The organism is Limnospira fusiformis SAG 85.79, from assembly GCF_012516315.1.
Taxonomy (GTDB): domain Bacteria; phylum Cyanobacteriota; class Cyanobacteriia; order Cyanobacteriales; family Microcoleaceae; genus Limnospira; species Limnospira fusiformis.
In genome coordinates, this window is sequence record NZ_CP051185.1 from 5,806,953 (window position 1) to 5,825,421 (window position 18,469).

Below are 18,469 nucleotides of genomic sequence, written 5' to 3' on the forward strand. Positions count from 1 at the left end.
GTGGATTCTCAACATACATCGCATCAGTACGAGAGGTAAAAATATGAGCAACAAAGTTATATCGCCCGAAACAGGTGACGATTTTGCGAAACTCATACATGAGGGTCATTTTGATTTCCTTGATTTTGGCTGTTCAAAAGGTGAATCTATTGGTTGGAGCCGAAAATTTTTGGGTGGCCGACGGGGCTTGGGTATTGACATTAACAAAAAGAAAGTGATAACCGCCCGTTCCGCCGGTTATGATGCGGTGATTTTCGATATCAACAATATTCCCCAAAAGAAATTAGTCAGATTTACAGTCATGTCTCACTTTCTAGAACACGTCCCAAGCCGGAGTGACGTTAAAAGCTTTAGCTGACATTGTAACTTTTCTCTTCAACCTTCAACCGCTGTATCGGCGAATTTATTTTGCCAAGTTTGAAATCTAGTTTTTGCCACGTTGATCCGTAGATTAATCCGTGATTAAATGACTGATTATCGATGAGTTTATTCCCCTCTCCGGAATCAAATTTCCAATACCCAACTAAACCCTTTTCATTTCCTTGAATCTCCCGATTCATTTGAGCAATAATTTCATGATGGCTTAAAGCTTTACACCATATCCGTAGGTCGCACATCTGAGCATTGATAAACTGTTGACGTTGCACGTTAGTCATTAATAATAGAGGAGCTTCTGTATCGGTTGCTTCTCTACCTGTGATGATGGCAGTCTCCCCAATCAATACTCCATTAATGTAGATTTTTAATGACTCGCCTATTTTACGGACACAGGCTACATGTGTCCAAGTCTTCAATTTGAGGACATTTTTGGGATTAAATTCTAACACCACAAGTTCATTGTCGAAACTGTAATAAAACTGACCTTTGTTAGCATTTTTGAGTCGGAGGCAGAACTCATTTCTGAAATCATCTAACTGCTTCGAGATTATGTGAGTCCATGTTTTTGGCCATCCCGCTAAATTTACCCAAAATTCAATCGTTAGATCGCCCGTCAATTTCAAACCTTTTTGATGTGGAATTTCAACATACGATCGATTATTAGCCCCAAACTTCAAAGCATATTTTTTAGTGGTCGTTACTAAATTAGGGTGTTCGGTAATATCAAAATATCGGTTTCTAACTTCTCTATGAACGCAGGTAATATTTGACCCAGTTTCAAATAATATATATGAAAGCCAAAGCTGATCTCGATAAGCGTTAAACGTTTTCATATAGTTCCACCACATATCTCCTATGATCCTAGATTTTTCCGTATTTTTTCTCAAAACAAAATTGGTTTCTTGAAGACCAAAATGTTTTGGAAAACCTTGACTTTCAAGCTGGTGCCGAACCCTATCGAGAATGGCTTGTCCAGTTTTAACTACCACTCTTGGTTGCTGCAACTCTTCATAAATACAGTCCCTCTTATAATGTTTTGTGGTAATAAAATCATCATCAGGTAGATTTTTGAGATATTCATTAAGATCTCTTTTGACGACAAAATTGCTATCAACCCAAAGTGTTACATCGTAATTGGGCAAATATAGATGTGGTCGAGCTTTGATATCTCTTGCACAGGCAACTTTCGAGTAATATTTAATTTCGTCAAAATTCACATAAATATGTTTCCATCCGGGACAATCAAAATTTGGGTCGTCTGAAAAGTAATAAGCATCCCAATCTTTCGCCAGGCCAGGATCGAGAGGAATCGGGCGATCATAGCCACCAATATTGGCTGTATAGATAGCTTTCCTTTTATCTTGTGCATGGGTGTAAAAAGAGGGGATTTCTCCCAAACTTTTGAATAATCTAATATACTCATCTACTACTGAATTTATCGATGTTTTTTCCTTGATGGACTTCATGATATTGACCGCATAATTCCACTCATATTTTTGGAAAGTTCTTTTAATTTTGTCAATGGTTTTTAAAATTGATTGCAGATCAAGATTTTCAATGTAATAAGGATAATCGGAGCCGAGCAACTCCACTTCATTTGTTTTGGATGATATAACAGGAGCATGAAAAACACTGGCTGTTGATATTTTAGTTAAAGCTGGAAATTCTTGTTGTTCTTCGATAGGTCTGACAATATATTGAACGTTATAGTTACTCATTTTACTTTTCAAGGCATCATCAAAATTGGTTGAAGTAACTTCATGAAAATCCACTCCAGGAATTTTACCATAAAGAAATCCCTTCGGCTCAACACCAAAATAGCCGATTTTGACTGAATCCAAATTATGATCTTTTTTGAATTTGTCTAACGTGATATCCCAATGATGATAAATTGTTTGGCACTTTTCTGGATGCTTAAATAATTTTTTATAAAATTCCATCGAATTTTTTGTTGCAAAAATGCCAAATTCTACGTCCTTAAAAATATGTTTTTGGGGATTTATATATTTTGAGTGACAATCTACCATGTCAAGATAGACTTTATTGTTATTTTTGATGATGGGAATCAGCAAATCATAGTTTCTGATTTTTAGGAAAAGCATATGTTTGTTGTGGAGATGGACTGCTTTTGAGTAAGGAACAATTTGTATATTCAAATATTGTTTCAATCGTTCATATATTTGCCATCCCCTCAATCTGGTAGTTCCCCAATCATGAAATTTGTCCATATAGACCATATAATATGGACTGTTATCAATGGAGTTTTGGTAATCTTTATATTCGTGCTTAGTCCATTTTACAAATGGATTTTTTCGCATCTGTTTGCCAATTGTTATGGAGTTAGGCTTAACGTCTAATAAGTGCAAACAATACATAAAGCTAAACTGATCTCTTTCGGCACCGGATACATATTCACTCCACCACAATTCGTTAAGTTCTTGAATTTGTGAATTATTTCTTCTGAAAATAAATCCATTTTCAAACAGACCATTTTGGCGGGGATAATTAATCGATTGATACTTGGCTCTCACTTTTGAGCAAGTGGCTGAATCTATATTTCTAATATCAGATTTCTCACAAAAGTCAATTTCATCATAAACACAGTTTCTCTCACTGTGTTTGTAAAGTGCAATATCACTGTCTCCCATGCACTGTTTGACCATGTTATATATGTCCGGCTCTTTGATGGTAAAAGTCGAATCAAGATAGACACTAATATCGTGATCTGGAAGGTACTTATGAGGTAATATTTTGGCTAATCTTGAGGCTCGTCTCGGATTTTCAGCCAATTCGTTAATGTAAACAACCTTCCAATTGCTTGATTCAATTTCTTTTCTATCAGTAAAGAGAATATACTCAACCCTGGGATCAACCGCCAGCGGTTCCTTAACTGACTCATAATTGCCGAAGTTACAAGTATAAACAATAATCTTTTTATCTTTAATAGTGCTTCCGATCTGTCCTCGCTCCGACACGACAGACGAAACGGAGGACAACCCATTCAACAACTGATTCAATTTTTCCGATAATTGCTCCTGGCCGCTCGATCGCACCATAACTGAGTCCATAACCGCAGCCAACCGAGGCCCATTCACCCCAAACCCAAACTCCGTGGCAAATAACTCCCGACCGCGAACCCTGAGCCGATCGCATTCCGCCTCATCTGATAATACCCTATCCAAAACCGCAGGCAAATCCCCCTCAGCCACCGGAACCACAGCCCCCGACTCAATCACATCAGCCACCGCGGCCGTTTCCGACAACAGCACCACCAACCCCATTCCCAAAGCATCGGACAACTTCGCCGGAATTTGGAACTGCGACACCCGAAAGTCCGCATCCTGCAACAGGACACAAATATCACCCACCGCCACCACATCCGGGATAGACTCAAAGGGCTGATTCCCCACAAACACATAATCCACCCCAGGGATACCCTGCAACTCCTCTTTTAACTTCCCATCCTCGAAATCCCCAATAATCGCAAATACCACATCCTTGCGCCCCAAACTCCCCAAAGCACGAGCCGTCGTCACCAAACCCTTATGCTTCCTTGGCGTACCAAAAAACAGCACCACCTTTTTATCCTGAGCAATACCAAAGCGTTCCCGACTGCGGCGCTTCAGGTCAGCCGAAGGCACAAACCTCGCCTCATCTCGCCCATGACGAATCACAACCCCGCCATAACGCTCCTGCAAAGCCGGATTCGAGACCGTCACCCCATCAAACTCCCGCACCAAACCCACTGCGATTCGAGTCCACTCCGTACCCGTCAGCTCTTTCAGATCGGGCAATCTACCCTGCTTTTTCAGATAATCATCCAACTCAATGGAACTTTCTGCACCCACAAAAGCCATTTCTTCATCATCAATATCCACAATCACCCGCGAATTCCAAAGGCTTTTGTAGAGCAAGCCAAACAGAATATTCGGCAACCGAGGTTTGGATAAATGAACAATATCATAAGGATGAGATCTCACCAGTTTAATAGCTTCGTCGATGAACTGACTCTCATCCTTGACAAAAAAATGATGGCACGGAATTTTAGTCTGACGGATCGGCTCCCAAACTTCTCGACCCCACTGAGGAAAAATGCTCCCAATAATCTCAACATCTGCAAAGGTCTGATAGAGTTGAGCCAAGGTATAAACTCGACCCGCAGCATTGTGGGATAACTCCCAACCGCAGACTCCCACCCGAGGACGCTTACCCTGCCACTCAGTTGGATTAACTGCTGTTGAAATATTCTCTTTTATGCCATACCCATTTTGCGAAAAATCAGCTAACTTAGGATCAATTCCAACCGCCTGTTCTTCAGCTTTTTCGGCTTCTTCAACCCGTCCCACCTGCCGCAAAACCCGGCTTAAATTCACATAAGACCACGCCGCCTCTGGCTTCAATTCTACCGCGCGCCGATAAGCAGCGATCGCCTCATCAAAACGTCCTAACTTCTCCAGCGCCTCCCCCAAATTTTGGTAAACCAAGTAAAAGTCCCGGTTTTGACCGATCGCTTTTTGATAAGCAGCGATCGCCTCCTCCAGTTGGCCATTACGGAGAAACTCATTACCTCGGCTAAAATCGCTTGCTGACATATCAAATAGGTATAAGAGACAGGGAACAGGTTTTGACACACTAGATTGTAATGTAGATCGGCGCACCTGAAAAGTTCCCGAACCGAAAAATTTTGTACACCCCCACCCCAAGTCACAAACCATATCCCTTGTGTAAGTCCCATAGCTGCTACCATTGAGCGTATAGATACCCCAGTCGCGTTTATTGAGAAAACAAGTTTGTCGATCGCTAAAAGGACTTAATTGATTGAATATTTTGATTGTTGGTGCTAGTGGTGGTATTGGCTATGGGTTTGTCGAGATCTTGTTACAAGACCCAGCAATTGACAGGGTTTATGGGACTTATCGGCGTTGGGAGTCCGCCCAAGACTTGTTAAACTTGGCCAGTCGGTATCCCCAGCGTCTCGTCTGTCTGTCCATGGATATTACCCAAGAATCTGATCTAGTCGTCGCTTTGGAAACCATTAGCCATCAAACCAGAGAATTAGACCTCGTGGTTAATTGTATCGGGATATTGCATCGTGTAGGGTTGCAACCCGAGAAGAGTTTGCGACAAATTAATAGCGATCGCCTCATCGAGTATTTCCAGGTTAATAGTATTGGCGCAGTATTGTTAGCCAAACATCTGTTACCCTTTTTCAGTAGCCCGCGCCGCCATGTTTTCGCCACAATTTCCGCCAAATTAGGCAGTATTGGCGATAATTATTTAGGTGGGTGGTATGGTTATCGCGCCTCCAAAGCCGCTTTAAATATGTTCATGCGAACCGTTGCGATCGAATATTCCCGCAAAAGTCCCCAAACCATTGTCGTCATGCTACACCCAGGGACCACAGACACACAGCTTTCCCAACCCTTTCAAAAAAATGTCGCACCCGAAAACCTATTTGCAGTTAATCGAACTGTACAACAACTCTTAGACGTGATTAACCGCCTAGAAATCAGTCATAGTGGTCAGTTTCTGTCCTGGGATGGGACAAATTTGCCCTGGTAGTAACTGAAAAACCTATAACAACTATGTTAAACTCGCTTAATTCCGTAGTGAAGTATTCATTCTATAATGAATCGATCTCACTCAACTTCAAAATAATAGTTTTAGAATTTGGTATCCCTCTGTGATTGGAATATCCCTCCCGGAATACCTGGCGACTACGGCTGCAGTTGCACCTTTGTTAGGAAATGTCTGGATAGATTTGCTGATTTTGCTGTTCATGTTGGTATTATCGGCATTTTTTGCTGGTTCAGAAACAGCTATCACAGCCTTAGATAATCTCAAGTTGCGGGCGCTAATTCGAGAACAAGGTGATCCAAATCGGATGTTTACCCTGGTTTTGGAGAAACGGGCGCGATTTATTACTACTCTTTTGGTCGGCAATAATTTAGTTAATAACTTCTCCGCAATTCTCACCAGTAATTTATTTGCTATTTGGTTAGGTAATGCCGGGTTGGGAATTGCTACCGCTGTCGTCACCTTTTTGCTGTTGGTCTTTGGAGAAATTACCCCAAAATCTTTGGCTATCATCAACGTTCTACCTATTTTTAAGGCAGTTATTCGTCCCATTTACTTGCTGTCTATTCTCCTGTCTCCCGTTATTTATCTGTTTGAAACGATCGCCCAAAGTATTATCCGGTTAGTCAACCGGGGCGCTGTACAACCCGGTTTGTCCGTCCAGGAACTACGGTTAATGATTGAGATTTTAGGGGGTCGCGGTCAACTCGACTGGCAAAAACATCAACTGTTAAATAAAACCCTGGTCATGGATTATCTCATGGCGCGGGAGGTCGTGAAACCCCGTATTGATATGCGGACTATTTCCCATCAGGCGACCGTCGTTCAGGTCATAGATTTGTGTTTGGAAACTGGTTATTCTCGTATTCCCGTCCAGGGAGAATCAAAAGATGAAATTGTCGGGATTGTGCATTTGAAGCGGGCGCTACAACTGATGCGCTCAATTAGTGCTGATAGCCCGCCGCCATCCGTCACAGAAGCCATGATTCCCCCGGTTTATGTACCGGAGACCAAAAGGGTGGGTAGCTTGCTTACAGAGATGTTACAGCAGCGCTTACACATGGCGATCGTTGTTGATGAATATGGGGGGACAGTTGGCTTGGTCACTTTGGAGGACATTTTAGAGGAGTTGGTCGGGGAAATTTACGACGAAAGTGATTTTCCCAGTCGGATGGCCCGCAATAAACCTATGAATTCTTCCCCCTCCCGTTCCGGGTCCTCTGGCTTACCCTGGATTAAACATTGACCAGTTATCTGGCCATTAATTCGGGTTTCAGGAAAGCGAAAGTTATTTTTGGTATTCGCTCAAACCCTTGACAGGTAAGGGTTTTGGGATTTTAAAAAAAAAGTTTTCCCAAACACTAGCTTTTTTTGAGATTTGTGATACAATTATAAATTGTTGAATAAATGGGTCGGTGCCCGAGTGGTTAATGGGGGCGGACTGTAAATCCGCTGGCTACGCCTACGCTGGTTCAAATCCAGCCCGGCCCACTTGCCCTTGTAGCTCAGTGGTAGAGCACACCCTTGGTAAGGGTGAGGTCACGAGTTCAATCCTCGTCAAGGGCTTATTATTGCTTAATATTTCCGTGGACGCAAGCCATACCTTGTCTATGCCATGGTAAAACTATGATACACTGGTCACGGGTGAATCTACAGAATTGGTATTGACAAGTATCCTGGGTTATAATTATAGTTAATGAAAATACTGTTGATTGGGAATTACCTACCAGATGCTCAACAAAGTATGCAGCGCTTTTCGGCTGTCATGGAGAGCGAGTTAAAAAAAGCAGGTCATGACGTGCGCTTACTGCGTCCCGAAGCCAAGTTAGGACAGCTTAAACCTGGCGGTAGTGGTGTAGGAAAATGGTTAGGATATATCGATAAGTTTATCATGTTTCCCCCTACATTAAAAGAACACTTAGCCTGGGCTGATGTTGCTCATATTTGCGACCATTCCAATGGATTTTATACCCGCTACTTACAAAAAATCCCCCATATTGTTACCTGTAATGATTTACTAGCCGTCCGGTCAGCTTTAGGAGAAATCCCCGAAAATCCCACCCGGTGGACAGGTCGGCAACTTCAACAAATCATTTTGAAAGGGTTAAATCAAGCTCAACGAGTAGCCTGTATTTCGGAAAAAACCAGAGAGGATTTACTGAGGATTAGCGAACTAGAACCCCAGGCGGCAACTACTATTTATATGGGGTTAAATTACCCTTATCGCCCCATGTCAGAAACTGAATATAAACCCAGGCTGGCAAAATTAAAAGTTCCCGAAAATAGTTCTTTTATTCTCCATGTAGGTGGTAATCAATGGTATAAAAATAGGTCAGGAGTTGTCAAAATCTTTGCCCATCTTCAACAAAAACTGGCCAAGGGCGATATTTATTTAGTGATGGCGGGAGCCCCCTTTACTGAAGAATTACAACAACTGATCACAAACTATGAATTAGAACCATTAGTTATTCCCTGTGTTAATATCGATAATGAAGACCTCCGCGCTTTATACTCGGCGGCGATCGCTTTACTATTTCCATCCCTTCAAGAAGGGTTTGGCTGGCCGATTATTGAAGCCCAAGCCTGTGGCTGTCCGGTGTTTACATCCCATATACCTCCTATGACGGAAGTGGGGGGAGAGGTAGCGATTTATATTGACCCTAAGAATCCCCAAGAATCAGCCACTAAAATTCTGGATTCCCTCAATATAATTAAGCCAGACCCCCAACCATTATTTGATAATGCCAAAAGATTTACTACGGAGAAAATGATTAATGAATATATAGGTTTGTATGAACAAGCGATCGCCGCTTCCGGAAAACTTGGGTAAAACTAATGTGGAAAAATTCACCAAATCACCTATAAAATTATGGCAAAAGTTTTACATATTATTCCTTCAGTGAGTCCCATTAGAGGCGGGACTAGCGTTGCTGTGATCGAGATTGTTCAGGCGCTAAGAAATTGTCAGGTAGAGGCGGAAATTCTCACCACTAATGATAGCGGTCCGGGAGTGTTAGAGATTCCCTGTGGTGAGTTTATAGATTATCAGGATGTACCAGTTTTATTTTTCCCGAGATGGTCTCCCTCCGTTCCAGCCTTGTCTGAATATGCGATTTCTCGGCAACTTATGCAGTGGCTAAATGCCTATATTAAGGGTTATGATTTAGTGCATATTCACTCCCTATTTTCCTATGTTTGTACATTTGGGGCGAGGAAGGCGCGACAGAAATCAATCCCCTATGTGATTAGTCCTCACGGTCATTTTTCCCCCTGGGTGATTAATCAAAAGCGGCTGAAAAAAAATATCTATAATTTCCTGTTGGAAAATGCCAACTTAAAAAAAGCGTCTCTGATTCATTGTACCACTAGGTTAGAACAAAAATATGTGGGTGATTTTGGTATTGATGCACCCACGGTTAATATACCTTTAGGAATTCATTTCCCGACGGCTTATCCTAACGCTAAAATAGCCCTGCGTGACAAATATAATATTTCGGTTGGTATCGAAACCCCGATTATTTTGTTTCTGTCCAGGATTCACCCCAAAAAACAACTTGATTTTTTGCTGAAAGTTTTGGCTAATATCCAGGGAGAAAATAACTTTCATTTGGTGATTGGAGGGAGTGGAGAACCTGCTTATTGTCAATATATTGAGGGAATAATCAGCAGCCTGGGATTAGGGGAAAAAGTGACATTTACAGGTTTTGTTAGCGGTGAGGATAAACAACTTTTACTCTATGGCTGTGATTTCTTAGCATTACCATCTTTGGGGGAAAACTTTGGTATTGCGGTGGCTGAAGCTATGGCGGCTGGATTACCTGTAGTGATTACCCCGGAAGTTGAGATCGCGGTAGATGTAATTGAAGAAAATGCTGGTTTGGTTGTACCGGGAACCCTAGACCAGTGGGAAAGTGCTTTAAAGCAGTTAATTAATACACCGGATATCAGGCGAGAAATGGGTAATAATGGACAAAACTTATCTCGACAGCGCTATAATTGGAATGTGATTGGTCCTCAGTTTGTGGAGGCTTACAATTCGATTTGTCAGCCCTAAAATCGGGAAGGCGATCGCTTTATACTTAATCAGTAACTATTGGATGTTATCAAAACTATGAATCTTCCTAAAGTCTCTGTAATTATTCCCACCTATGGACGCGAAGAATTATTGCGGAATAGTTTATCTGATGTGATGAATAATGATTACCCCGATTTAGAAATTTTGGTGGTTGACCAAACGAAAAACCATGAACCGGAAACTCAAGAGTATTTAGAAAAGTTTTCCAAATCCGGTAAAATTTCCTGGTTTAAACTGGACTGGGCTAGTTTACCGGGGGCGAGAAATTATGGGGTGCGACGCGCTACGGGAGATATTGTAATCTTTATTGATGATGATGTTACACTTGAGACGAGTTTCGTCATGTATCATGTTCGCAACTATCTTGATCATCCTGAAATTGGCGCGGTAGCGGGTCGGGTATTAACCCCAGAACATTTACAGGGAACCCACAAACAACCGACTTTTGATTATCTACCACCAGAGGCGAGTGATCCGGGTATTGCTTGGTATTATTTGGATGTGGTTAATACTATTAAACCTCAAAAAATTATTAGTGGTCGGGGGTGTAATATGTCTTTTAGGCGATCGCTTTTTACTGACCATGGAATTTGGTTTGATGAACGATTTAGGGGTAGCGCGGTTCGTGAGGAGTCGGATTTTTTCTTGGATATCCGAAAAACTGATTATCAGATTTGGTATGACCCAGAAGCTGTTTTAGTGCATATTGGGGAACCCACCGGAGGCTGTCATGATATTAGTACCCGGTCTTTAGAGTACCAAATTACCCATTATCATAATCATTTTTTGATGGCATTTAAGCATTTAACCTGGAAACAATCCCTGCATTTATATATCCGTTTATTTGACTGTCATGTTCTCGGACATCCCCCTTGTAACAAAAGTGGCGGGTTTACTAAGATTATAGCGAGGGGGATTTTCTATTTCTGGGGATTTTTTCGTGCCATTTGGACTCAAATACAAGGACTGTGGAATGATGGACAGATTTACACGCGCCAAGACCCCCAAGCTATGTCTGGGGTTAATTAAGAGTGATTAATTGGCTTGAAATTCAGTCCTATAAACGGGTTCACCACGGTTAAGGGTAGCGATTTCGCGCTCGGAAGCGACGGGTAGGGGGTTCTCTGTTAACCAATGTTCTGAGAGGAGATGAAAGCGGGGATTTTCCTTAAAGCGATCGCGCATTTCGAGCGCCACAGTTTCCACGTCCGAGGCTAACAATACCCAACCACCGGACACCATAAACTTGGCTAAATCTTCCACCAGTTGCGGTTGTACTACTCGCCGCCGTTGATGCTTGCTTTTAAACCAAGGGTCAGGAAATAAAATACTAACTGTTTTGATAGTTTCCGGGGGCAAAGATGCTAAAATTGAGGATAGGGAATAGTTAGCATTACCGAAAATATAGTGTAAATTAGTTAGCTGTTTTTGGTCACGCCAATGGTTGGCTTCTTCCACTAAAGGCTGACGTATTTCTATCCCCAAAAAATTCTGATATTCTTGGATTTGAGCCAGTTTCCATAAAAACCTACCCCTTCCGCATCCGATATCAATATGGAGAGGTTTGTTAATATCAGTATATATCTCCGACCAATTCGGGGTTTTAACAGAGAATTGAAATTTCCGCGCTAAAGGGTTAACGTGCTGACGAACCCGAACTCTTGCCAATGTTTACACCTCCAATTAAAAGCCATTAACTATTAATTAATGATTGTAATAGTTCCCCATGAACTTGGGCGCGATCGCTCAGAGATTCAATTTGCACAGGGTCAAGGCGATCGCCATTAGCATAATGTTCAATCCAGGCTTTACTAATGATATTGGCATCGTCGGGAATTTGGGAAAGTTCCCAACCGGGAAAGTCTAATTCTGCCATTAAATGACTCACTTTCGGATCGTAACTAATAGCAAAACAGCGACATTCCTGGGAAGCGGCCATAATTAAACTATGCAGTCGCATTGATATAGCCATTTCCACCCCCTGAAATAATCCCCGCAACATTTGAGGGTCTGTTAATTTCAGAATTTGGCTATGGTAAGGAATAGCCTTATGGATTAACTCAGCGATCACCAAATCTTGGGATAATTGAAACGGAACCAGTAAAATATAGGTATCCGTCGCCTGCTGAAAAGACACCAAAGCCCTAGTTAAAATCTCTAACCGTTTTGGGGTCAATAATGGATGCGATCGCCAGGTAACAGCCACTCTAGGCGCTGGCAAATCCCACAGCCCTGGTACAGGTTTTGGGTCGAGAGCCCACACGGGATCAGGAGCTAAGGTAAACGGAATTTGCCAATCTGTCAATAGGGCAGCCGAACCACTATCACGGACAGTAACTAGATTACACCCCGCAAAAGCCCTTTTTGCGATAGCGCGGGTAATCGGACGCTGGAGAGGACCAATACCTTGAGACCAAGCAATCGTCCTCAATCCCATCTGTTGAGCTAATCCCATCAATCCCGTATAATATAATGGGCTGATGGCGCTGGTGACATCTTGAATTAAACTCCCACCCCCCCAGATAAACCAATCAGCAGCCCGCAAAACTTTCAACACCTGAAAGGCATTTCGGCGATCGCAGGTTTTAACTCCGTATTGGGTCTGAGTTTGGCTAGGGTTTCCCGATAAAGCGATCGCTTCTACCGCATCGGGTAGCATCTGTAATAACGAAGCCAAAAGCGCCTCATCACCGCCATTCCCCTCCCCATAATAACCACAACAAATAGCCCTTACCATCTTGCTATTCAAACTTGAACTGTTCTTGTACCGTTAAATATACCGATATCCAATAATTCGTCAAATCTCATCAGGCAATAATTAGGGAAGACCCCCAGACTGCTGCTGGCTATGTCTGCTTGGTAGAATTCATAGCAATTGATAGCAGCATTTACATATCCCCCAACTCTCAGTATTGCACCCCAGTAGCTGTCAAAAGATATTAACAGACTCCATTATCATAACACTCAGAGGGTCGTCTTTGTTGAACCTCCGGTAGTGGTAACTCGTAGGGGGATGTATTTTCACTCCCCCAAAATATAGATTCTGTCTTCACCGGGAAAGATAAGACCTCAGACTGATTAAAAACGGCATTTGGGACCCCCGGGATGGCCAAAAACAGGGGAAATGCCATCATCAGCATTTGGGTTTGTGATTTAATGTTACTCATGATTTGAACCTCGCCTAAGCTGAACTTGATTAAAAATAGGCAAACCGTCGAGGGTTTTGTATCTTACTTGTTTCATTTTTCCAGTTAGAAATGAGATAGCAGGATTTTCCTGAAATAGGGAAAGAACACGGTTTAATTGGGACTTGGGCCCAGGGGGGTTAATTTAATCCTTGCCAACTTTCTATAATTCCATTATGATGGAGCGAACTCCCAATCATCATCTGCCGTATGACAGTTATTGCTGAGGCTGAAGGGCTGATGAGTAGGTGCTAGGGTCATGGGGTGATTGGGTCTAATGGTCAACATAACTCGGAATCATTAAATAATGATGTAGCCGGGACTTGCTCTGATCAGGCGATCGCCCCCAAGGTAAAAAATGGAGTCAATCAGAGAAATTTATGGTAGAGGACTTTCATAAGCTAAGTTTAGCTCTATTTAGTGGTAAAGGAGGTGTGGGTAAAACCACCCTGGCTTGTGGGTTAGCCCTCCATTGGGCTAGTCAGTTTCCTGATGATCGCATCCTGCTACTATCAACAGATCCAGCTCACTCCCTAGGAGATGTGCTACAAATGCAGGTAGAGAACACCCCCCACCATGTCGCAGCCATGGCTGATTTTGTTCCTCTGCCTAACCTGAGTATCCGCGCCCTAGATGCCCATATACTCCTCAAAGACTTTAAGGAACGCTACGGAGATACCTTACAATTGTTGGTGGAACGTGGCAGTTTTGTAGAAGGCGAAGACCTTACCCCCGTTTGGGACCTCGAATGGCCGGGAGTTGATGAGTTGATGGGTTTATTGGAAATTCAGCGCCTCTTTGACGAAAACCTGATCGACCGGGTAGTGGTGGATATGGCTCCCAGTGGTCACGCCCTTAACCTTTTGGGGTTAATGGATTTTTTGGATAATTTGTTAGAATCCCTCGAACTATTCCAAGAAAAACATCGCACCATCGGCAGTTCCTTTACTGGTAGCCACCGCCAAGACGAAGGAGATGAGTTTTTAGATGAAATGCGGGACAAACTCGCTTCAGGACGCGCTAGGCTGCAAGATGCTGACCATACCTCTTGTTTCTGTGTGGCTATTCCTGAACCTATGAGTTTATTTGAAACCCGGCGATTTTTGGAGTCTCTACAAACTCTCAAAATTCATCTGGGTGGGGTATGGATTAATCATATCGTGACCGAAGCTGTTGATGGCGATCGCTATCGTGAACAGCAACCCCTCATGGCTGAGTTTATCAAAATCGCCGCCGATCAGCCTATATTTCTAGTCCCGGAATTAGACACCGAACCCCTGGGAGTTACCGCCTTAAATAGCTTATTTGCTCAAACTAAGCCTTTGGGTAACGATGACCAATTAGCTATCATCACCCAAACCGAAAACCAGCCCGTATCATTGGTGACATTCCCTGATGCTCCTAAATTACCAGATTTTCTGTCCTTGGGGCGGCGTTTAGTTATTGTCGGGGGAAAAGGTGGTGTGGGTAAAACCACTGTTGCTGCTGCTATAGGTTGGGCGATGGCAGAACGTTACAGCGCGCGCCATGTTAGAATGGTATCTATTGACCCGGCCCATTCCTTGGGTGATGCCTTCGGTTGTCAGTTAGGACATCAAGCCCTTAACATTACTGATAACCTTAGCGGTCAGGAAATTGATGCTGACCAGGTTCTCGATAGGTTTCGCTCAGACTATCTCTGGGAATTGGCGGAAATGATGGGGGGAGATTCTGGAGACCCTGATGCTAATCTCAAACTGGCTTATGGACCAGAGGCTTGGCGGCGCATTGTTTCCCAGTCTCTCCCAGGACTTGATGAGATGTTGTCTCTGGTGGAGGTGATGGAGTTATTGGAAAGCCACGAACAAGATTTGATTGTATTAGATACTGCTCCCACGGGTCATCTATTGCGGTTTTTGGAGATTCCTACCGCTATGAGTGATTGGCTGGCTTGGATTTTTAAGCTGTGGATTAAATATCAGAATGTCTTGGGAAGGGTTGAGTTTATGGGACGGTTGCGAACCTTGCGCCAGCGGGTCGTGAAAGCACAAAAACGTCTGGCTGACCCCGAATATACCGAGTTTATTGGAGTTGTTCAAAATCGCGAGGCTATTCTAGCAGAAGCTGAAAGATTAGTCGAATCTGTCCGGGAACAGTCGATCGCCCAAAATTACATCGTACATAATCGCGCTGAATTGGGTAAGGCAATTTCAGGCGATCGCTTTGGGGAATTGGCGATCGTTCCTTTACCTAATTTACCTCGCTGTGTTGAGCCGATATTCCGCATTCAAAAAGCCGCTGAATTAATCTTTTAACAGCACCCTAAATGCGATCAACACCGAACCAAACCACCCTAGACGGCTATATATATGCCGCCACATTTTCCCATGCTGTTATCATAAGTCAATCTCCGAGATTTGTCAATAGGCAATCTGGCAAATTAGGGATTATTCTATAAATGGTGTATTAATCAATCCAAGGAAGGAATGAGCCATGGTTAAGGGTAATCTTCTGAGTCGATGGTGGGGAGTAACGATGATGGGGATAATGATTAGTTTAACCGGGAGTATTAGTCCGGTGTCTGTCCTAGCTGAATCCGACTCTTCCGACCCCTCAGAAACCTATACAACTATTATGGATTGGTGTCTGAATAGGGAGAATTTATCCCCAGATGCTAGATATACCGTACAACTGATTTTGAGGGAAGCCGGAACCTTTAACTGTGCGAGAGCTAGTGAAAACTTGCTAAATTTAAATAGACTAGATCTAAACACCAGTTTAATTAGGGATGTTGCGCCTTTAGGAAGTCTCACCAACCTAACGGAATTAAGATTGATGAATAACCGAATCTCAGATATCAGTCCTCTCGCGAATCTGACGAACCTGGAAAATCTGGATTTAAGTTACAATCTACTCACCGATGTTAGTGCTTTAGGGGAACTCATGAATCTGAGAGTTCTTAACCTGAGTTATAACCAAATTAATGATGTTAGTAGCCTCAATAATTTATCAAGACTAAATGAGTTAAATCTCAATCACAACAACATCTCTAATATCAGTTCCTTATCTTCCCTAGAACGCATCACTTATTTATTTGTCAGACATAACCCAATTGCAGACCAGACCTGTCCGATTTCGCCGAGATTTATCTGTCAGTTTTAGTTGTTAGGGAAAGGATAATTTCCGATTGATTGACTGAGATTACTCAAAGTTTTTATAAACTTGGCGAAATTGTAAAATCAAGCCGAGGGTGACTTGTTTCATCACCTGGTAGAGAATGGATATAATCACAAATGTAATCATGATGACTAGCAGCGGTTTTCGGCTAGTCAAATCATTCAAAGTCTCGACCATAATCACATCTGGTTGAGTCACCAAGTCCCAACTATTAAATCTTTGAAAACGTCCTAGATATACACCGATCGCACAGAGAAAATGAACGAGAAACTCAGCCGGGATTACCCATTTTTTGGCTCCTTGTTTAACTAAATAGTGACCCTGATTAATTAAGGAAATGACATAGGCTTGAAATCCCATGAGAATTGCGAAGACATGAAGGGGGATAAAAAACAGAGTAATAACCCAGACAGAATATCCGGCTCTGGTGGCTCTAATTAAGTGGATAATATCGGTGAGTAAATAGGGTGCATTAGGCAAAAAAGCGATAAAAACCACTAAAGTAATCCACCACAACCCAGACCGAGAGATATTTTTGCGCCGAAACAGAAAAAAGCTGAGAACTAGGGGAATAAACGCTAAAAACAGATTCCAAATAATCCAGCCACTATGTCGATTAAAAGCATCTAAAGCACCAGCGAGTATAGCTTCCATGATATCTTAACTTCCTCCGTTAGTGAAATTCAATCAAGCTCGCGCCATGCTAGAGAATATTATATCTAACTAATCATGATGGCCACAGGATTTTAAAAACCGTTGAGGGATGGTGGTCTGACTCCCCCAATGTAGGTGTAAATAGGAACAGTGAACATTAGGAAGAGGGTTCCAACCTTCGGGGTGAGTTTCTGGGAGGCTGTGATAGCGAGAAATGTCATAGATAGGGTTAGGGGGTTCTTCGGTTAGGTGGGAATGGTGGAATTGATGACCGCAGACGGTATCTCCTGAAGATAGTAGGGGTGTTTCTCGTAAGACTTTCCCTTGATAATATCCTAAAGTCAATCGTTTTTCCATAATAGCGGTAGTAGGAAGAATTCCGACCATAGACCAGGCTTGTTGATTAAAGTCGATAATTTGATCACATAAATACATTAACCCCCCACATTCTGCATAAGTAGGAATACCGGAGTTAATGAGCGATCGCACTTGTTGAATAGCGGGTTGATTTTGACTTAAAGACTCAGCGAATACTTCGGGAAATCCGCCGCCAAAATACAGACCATCAACGGGTTCGGGAATGGTTTGTGTTAGGGGACTCCAGGAGATTAATTCGGCTCCCAATTCTTGCAATAAATCGAGGTTATCAGCATAGTAAAAACTGAAAGCGACATCACGAGCGATCGCTATTTTCACGCGGGGAATTTTCACGGGAATCTCTCGAGGTTCTGGGGTGAGAGTTTCCGCAGTCAATAGGGGAAGTAGTTGTGACCAATCAAAACAATTAGCGGCTAATTCTGTCAGTCGCTTTAAGAGGATATCAAGATTAGAAATTTCTTGGGTGGGAACTAATCCTAAATGGCGGTCAGGAATGGTAATATTATCCTGGCGGCGCACGACACCTAAAATCGGCAAATTCAGAGGTTTTAAGGCGGCTTTCAGTAAATCCAGATGGCGATCGCTTCCGACTCGGTTCAGGATGATACCGGCGAATTTTAGCCGAGGATTTATGGTACAATAACCATGGGCGATCGCCGCCACAGAACCGGATAATCTAGCGCAATCAATCACTAAAATAATCGGCAAATTCAAGCATTCAGCAATATAAGCAGTTGAGGCAAAATCAGAGTTAAATTCTGTGGATTCCCACCCGGTAGGAATACCATCAAACAACCCCATAACTCCCTCAATAACTCCTAATTGAGAGCCACTAATATGGCGCTGAAAACAGGATTTAACATAATCTTCTGAAGTCAGAATTGGATCGAGATTTCGACAAGGTTTTTGGGTAACATACTCATGAAACATCGGGTCAATGTAATCAGGACCCACCTTAAAAGATTGCACATCAAAATTGTGATGTTTCAGATAAGCTAAAATACTGAGCGTAATTGTGGTTTTACCTACGCCGCTGCGTTCTCCCGCAATGATAACAGTCATGAAA

At 42.7% G+C, this 18,469-nt stretch carries 14 protein-coding genes and 2 tRNA genes; 11 read left to right on the forward strand and 5 right to left on the reverse strand.

Features of this window, described 5'->3' with window-relative positions; genetic code table 11:
• The first annotated feature begins 43 nt into the window (after window positions 1-43).
• On the forward strand, window positions 44-358 hold the full coding sequence (locus tag HFV01_RS27070; protein ID WP_193520587.1) for a hypothetical protein: 315 nt from the start codon (window positions 44-46) through the stop codon (window positions 356-358).
• On the opposite strand, the gene HFV01_RS31460 is transcribed toward HFV01_RS27070, so the two are convergent.
• Window positions 351-5,009 (reverse strand): LamG-like jellyroll fold domain-containing protein, encoded by a 4,659-nt coding sequence (locus HFV01_RS31460; protein ID WP_318286015.1) that lies wholly within the window; start codon window positions 5,007-5,009, stop codon window positions 351-353. The two genes, HFV01_RS27070 and HFV01_RS31460, sit on opposite strands and share 8 nt — an antisense overlap.
• Before the next feature lie 187 nt (window positions 5,010-5,196).
• Between HFV01_RS31460 and HFV01_RS27090 the strand changes: the two genes are divergently transcribed.
• The 7 genes from HFV01_RS27090 (at window position 5,197) to hpsN (ending at window position 11,059) form a co-directional block, all read left to right on the forward strand.
• Window positions 5,197-5,940, forward strand: coding sequence for an SDR family NAD(P)-dependent oxidoreductase (locus tag HFV01_RS27090; RefSeq protein ID WP_006622345.1), 744 nt, complete (start codon window positions 5,197-5,199; stop codon window positions 5,938-5,940).
• A gap of 121 nt (window positions 5,941-6,061) precedes the next feature.
• Window positions 6,062-7,201, forward strand: a complete 1,140-nt coding sequence (locus HFV01_RS27095; protein ID WP_008056506.1) for a hemolysin family protein — start codon at window positions 6,062-6,064, stop codon at window positions 7,199-7,201.
• 163 nt (window positions 7,202-7,364) lie between these two features.
• Window positions 7,365-7,446: transfer RNA gene (locus tag HFV01_RS27100), tRNA-Tyr, on the forward strand.
• 3 nt (window positions 7,447-7,449) lie between these two features.
• Window positions 7,450-7,521 (forward strand) — tRNA-Thr (locus HFV01_RS27105).
• Window positions 7,522-7,651: 130 nt separating this feature from the next.
• Window positions 7,652-8,785 carry a glycosyltransferase family 4 protein gene (locus HFV01_RS27110; protein ID WP_006670492.1) on the forward strand — a complete coding sequence of 378 codons (1,134 nt, stop codon included), beginning with the start codon at window positions 7,652-7,654 and terminating at the stop codon, window positions 8,783-8,785.
• A 39-nt stretch (window positions 8,786-8,824) separates the two neighbouring features.
• Window positions 8,825-10,009, forward strand: a complete 1,185-nt coding sequence (locus HFV01_RS27115; protein ID WP_193520588.1) for a glycosyltransferase — start codon at window positions 8,825-8,827, stop codon at window positions 10,007-10,009.
• 57 nt (window positions 10,010-10,066) lie between these two features.
• A complete protein-coding gene (hpsN, locus tag HFV01_RS27120) occupies window positions 10,067-11,059 on the forward strand; it encodes a hormogonium polysaccharide biosynthesis glycosyltransferase HpsN (protein ID WP_006670493.1) in 993 nt (330 codons plus the stop codon).
• Between the two features lie 6 nt (window positions 11,060-11,065).
• On the opposite strand, the gene trmB is transcribed toward hpsN, so the two are convergent.
• Window positions 11,066-11,698, reverse strand: a complete 633-nt coding sequence (gene trmB / locus HFV01_RS27125) for a tRNA (guanosine(46)-N7)-methyltransferase TrmB (RefSeq protein ID WP_006622352.1) — start codon at window positions 11,696-11,698, stop codon at window positions 11,066-11,068.
• 25 nt (window positions 11,699-11,723) lie between these two features.
• Window positions 11,724-12,767 (reverse strand): polysaccharide pyruvyl transferase CsaB, encoded by a 1,044-nt coding sequence (csaB, locus tag HFV01_RS27130; protein ID WP_006622353.1) that lies wholly within the window; start codon window positions 12,765-12,767, stop codon window positions 11,724-11,726.
• A 712-nt stretch (window positions 12,768-13,479) separates the two neighbouring features.
• Here csaB and HFV01_RS31465 point away from each other — a divergent pair.
• The 3 genes from HFV01_RS31465 (at window position 13,480) to HFV01_RS27140 (ending at window position 16,356) form a co-directional block, all read left to right on the forward strand.
• Complete coding sequence (locus tag HFV01_RS31465) at window positions 13,480-13,602, forward strand: hypothetical protein (protein WP_006622354.1); 123 nt, start codon at window positions 13,480-13,482, stop codon at window positions 13,600-13,602.
• Window positions 13,596-15,509 carry an ArsA family ATPase gene (locus tag HFV01_RS27135; protein WP_006622355.1) on the forward strand — a complete coding sequence of 638 codons (1,914 nt, stop codon included), beginning with the start codon at window positions 13,596-13,598 and terminating at the stop codon, window positions 15,507-15,509. Before HFV01_RS31465 ends, HFV01_RS27135 begins: the two co-directional genes overlap by 7 nt.
• A gap of 178 nt (window positions 15,510-15,687) precedes the next feature.
• Window positions 15,688-16,356, forward strand: a complete 669-nt coding sequence (locus HFV01_RS27140) for a leucine-rich repeat domain-containing protein (RefSeq protein ID WP_006622356.1) — start codon at window positions 15,688-15,690, stop codon at window positions 16,354-16,356.
• A 39-nt stretch (window positions 16,357-16,395) separates the two neighbouring features.
• On the opposite strand, the gene HFV01_RS27145 is transcribed toward HFV01_RS27140, so the two are convergent.
• Together HFV01_RS27145 and HFV01_RS27150 are read right to left on the reverse strand one after the other, a co-directional pair.
• Entirely contained in the window at window positions 16,396-17,025 is a 630-nt protein-coding gene (locus HFV01_RS27145; RefSeq protein ID WP_006622357.1) for a DUF1361 domain-containing protein, read from the reverse strand.
• Window positions 17,026-17,094: 69 nt separating this feature from the next.
• Window positions 17,095-18,465 carry a cobyrinic acid a,c-diamide synthase CobB gene (locus tag HFV01_RS27150; RefSeq protein WP_006622358.1) on the reverse strand — a complete coding sequence of 457 codons (1,371 nt, stop codon included), beginning with the start codon at window positions 18,463-18,465 and terminating at the stop codon, window positions 17,095-17,097.
• Between the last annotated feature and the right edge of the window lie 4 nt (window positions 18,466-18,469).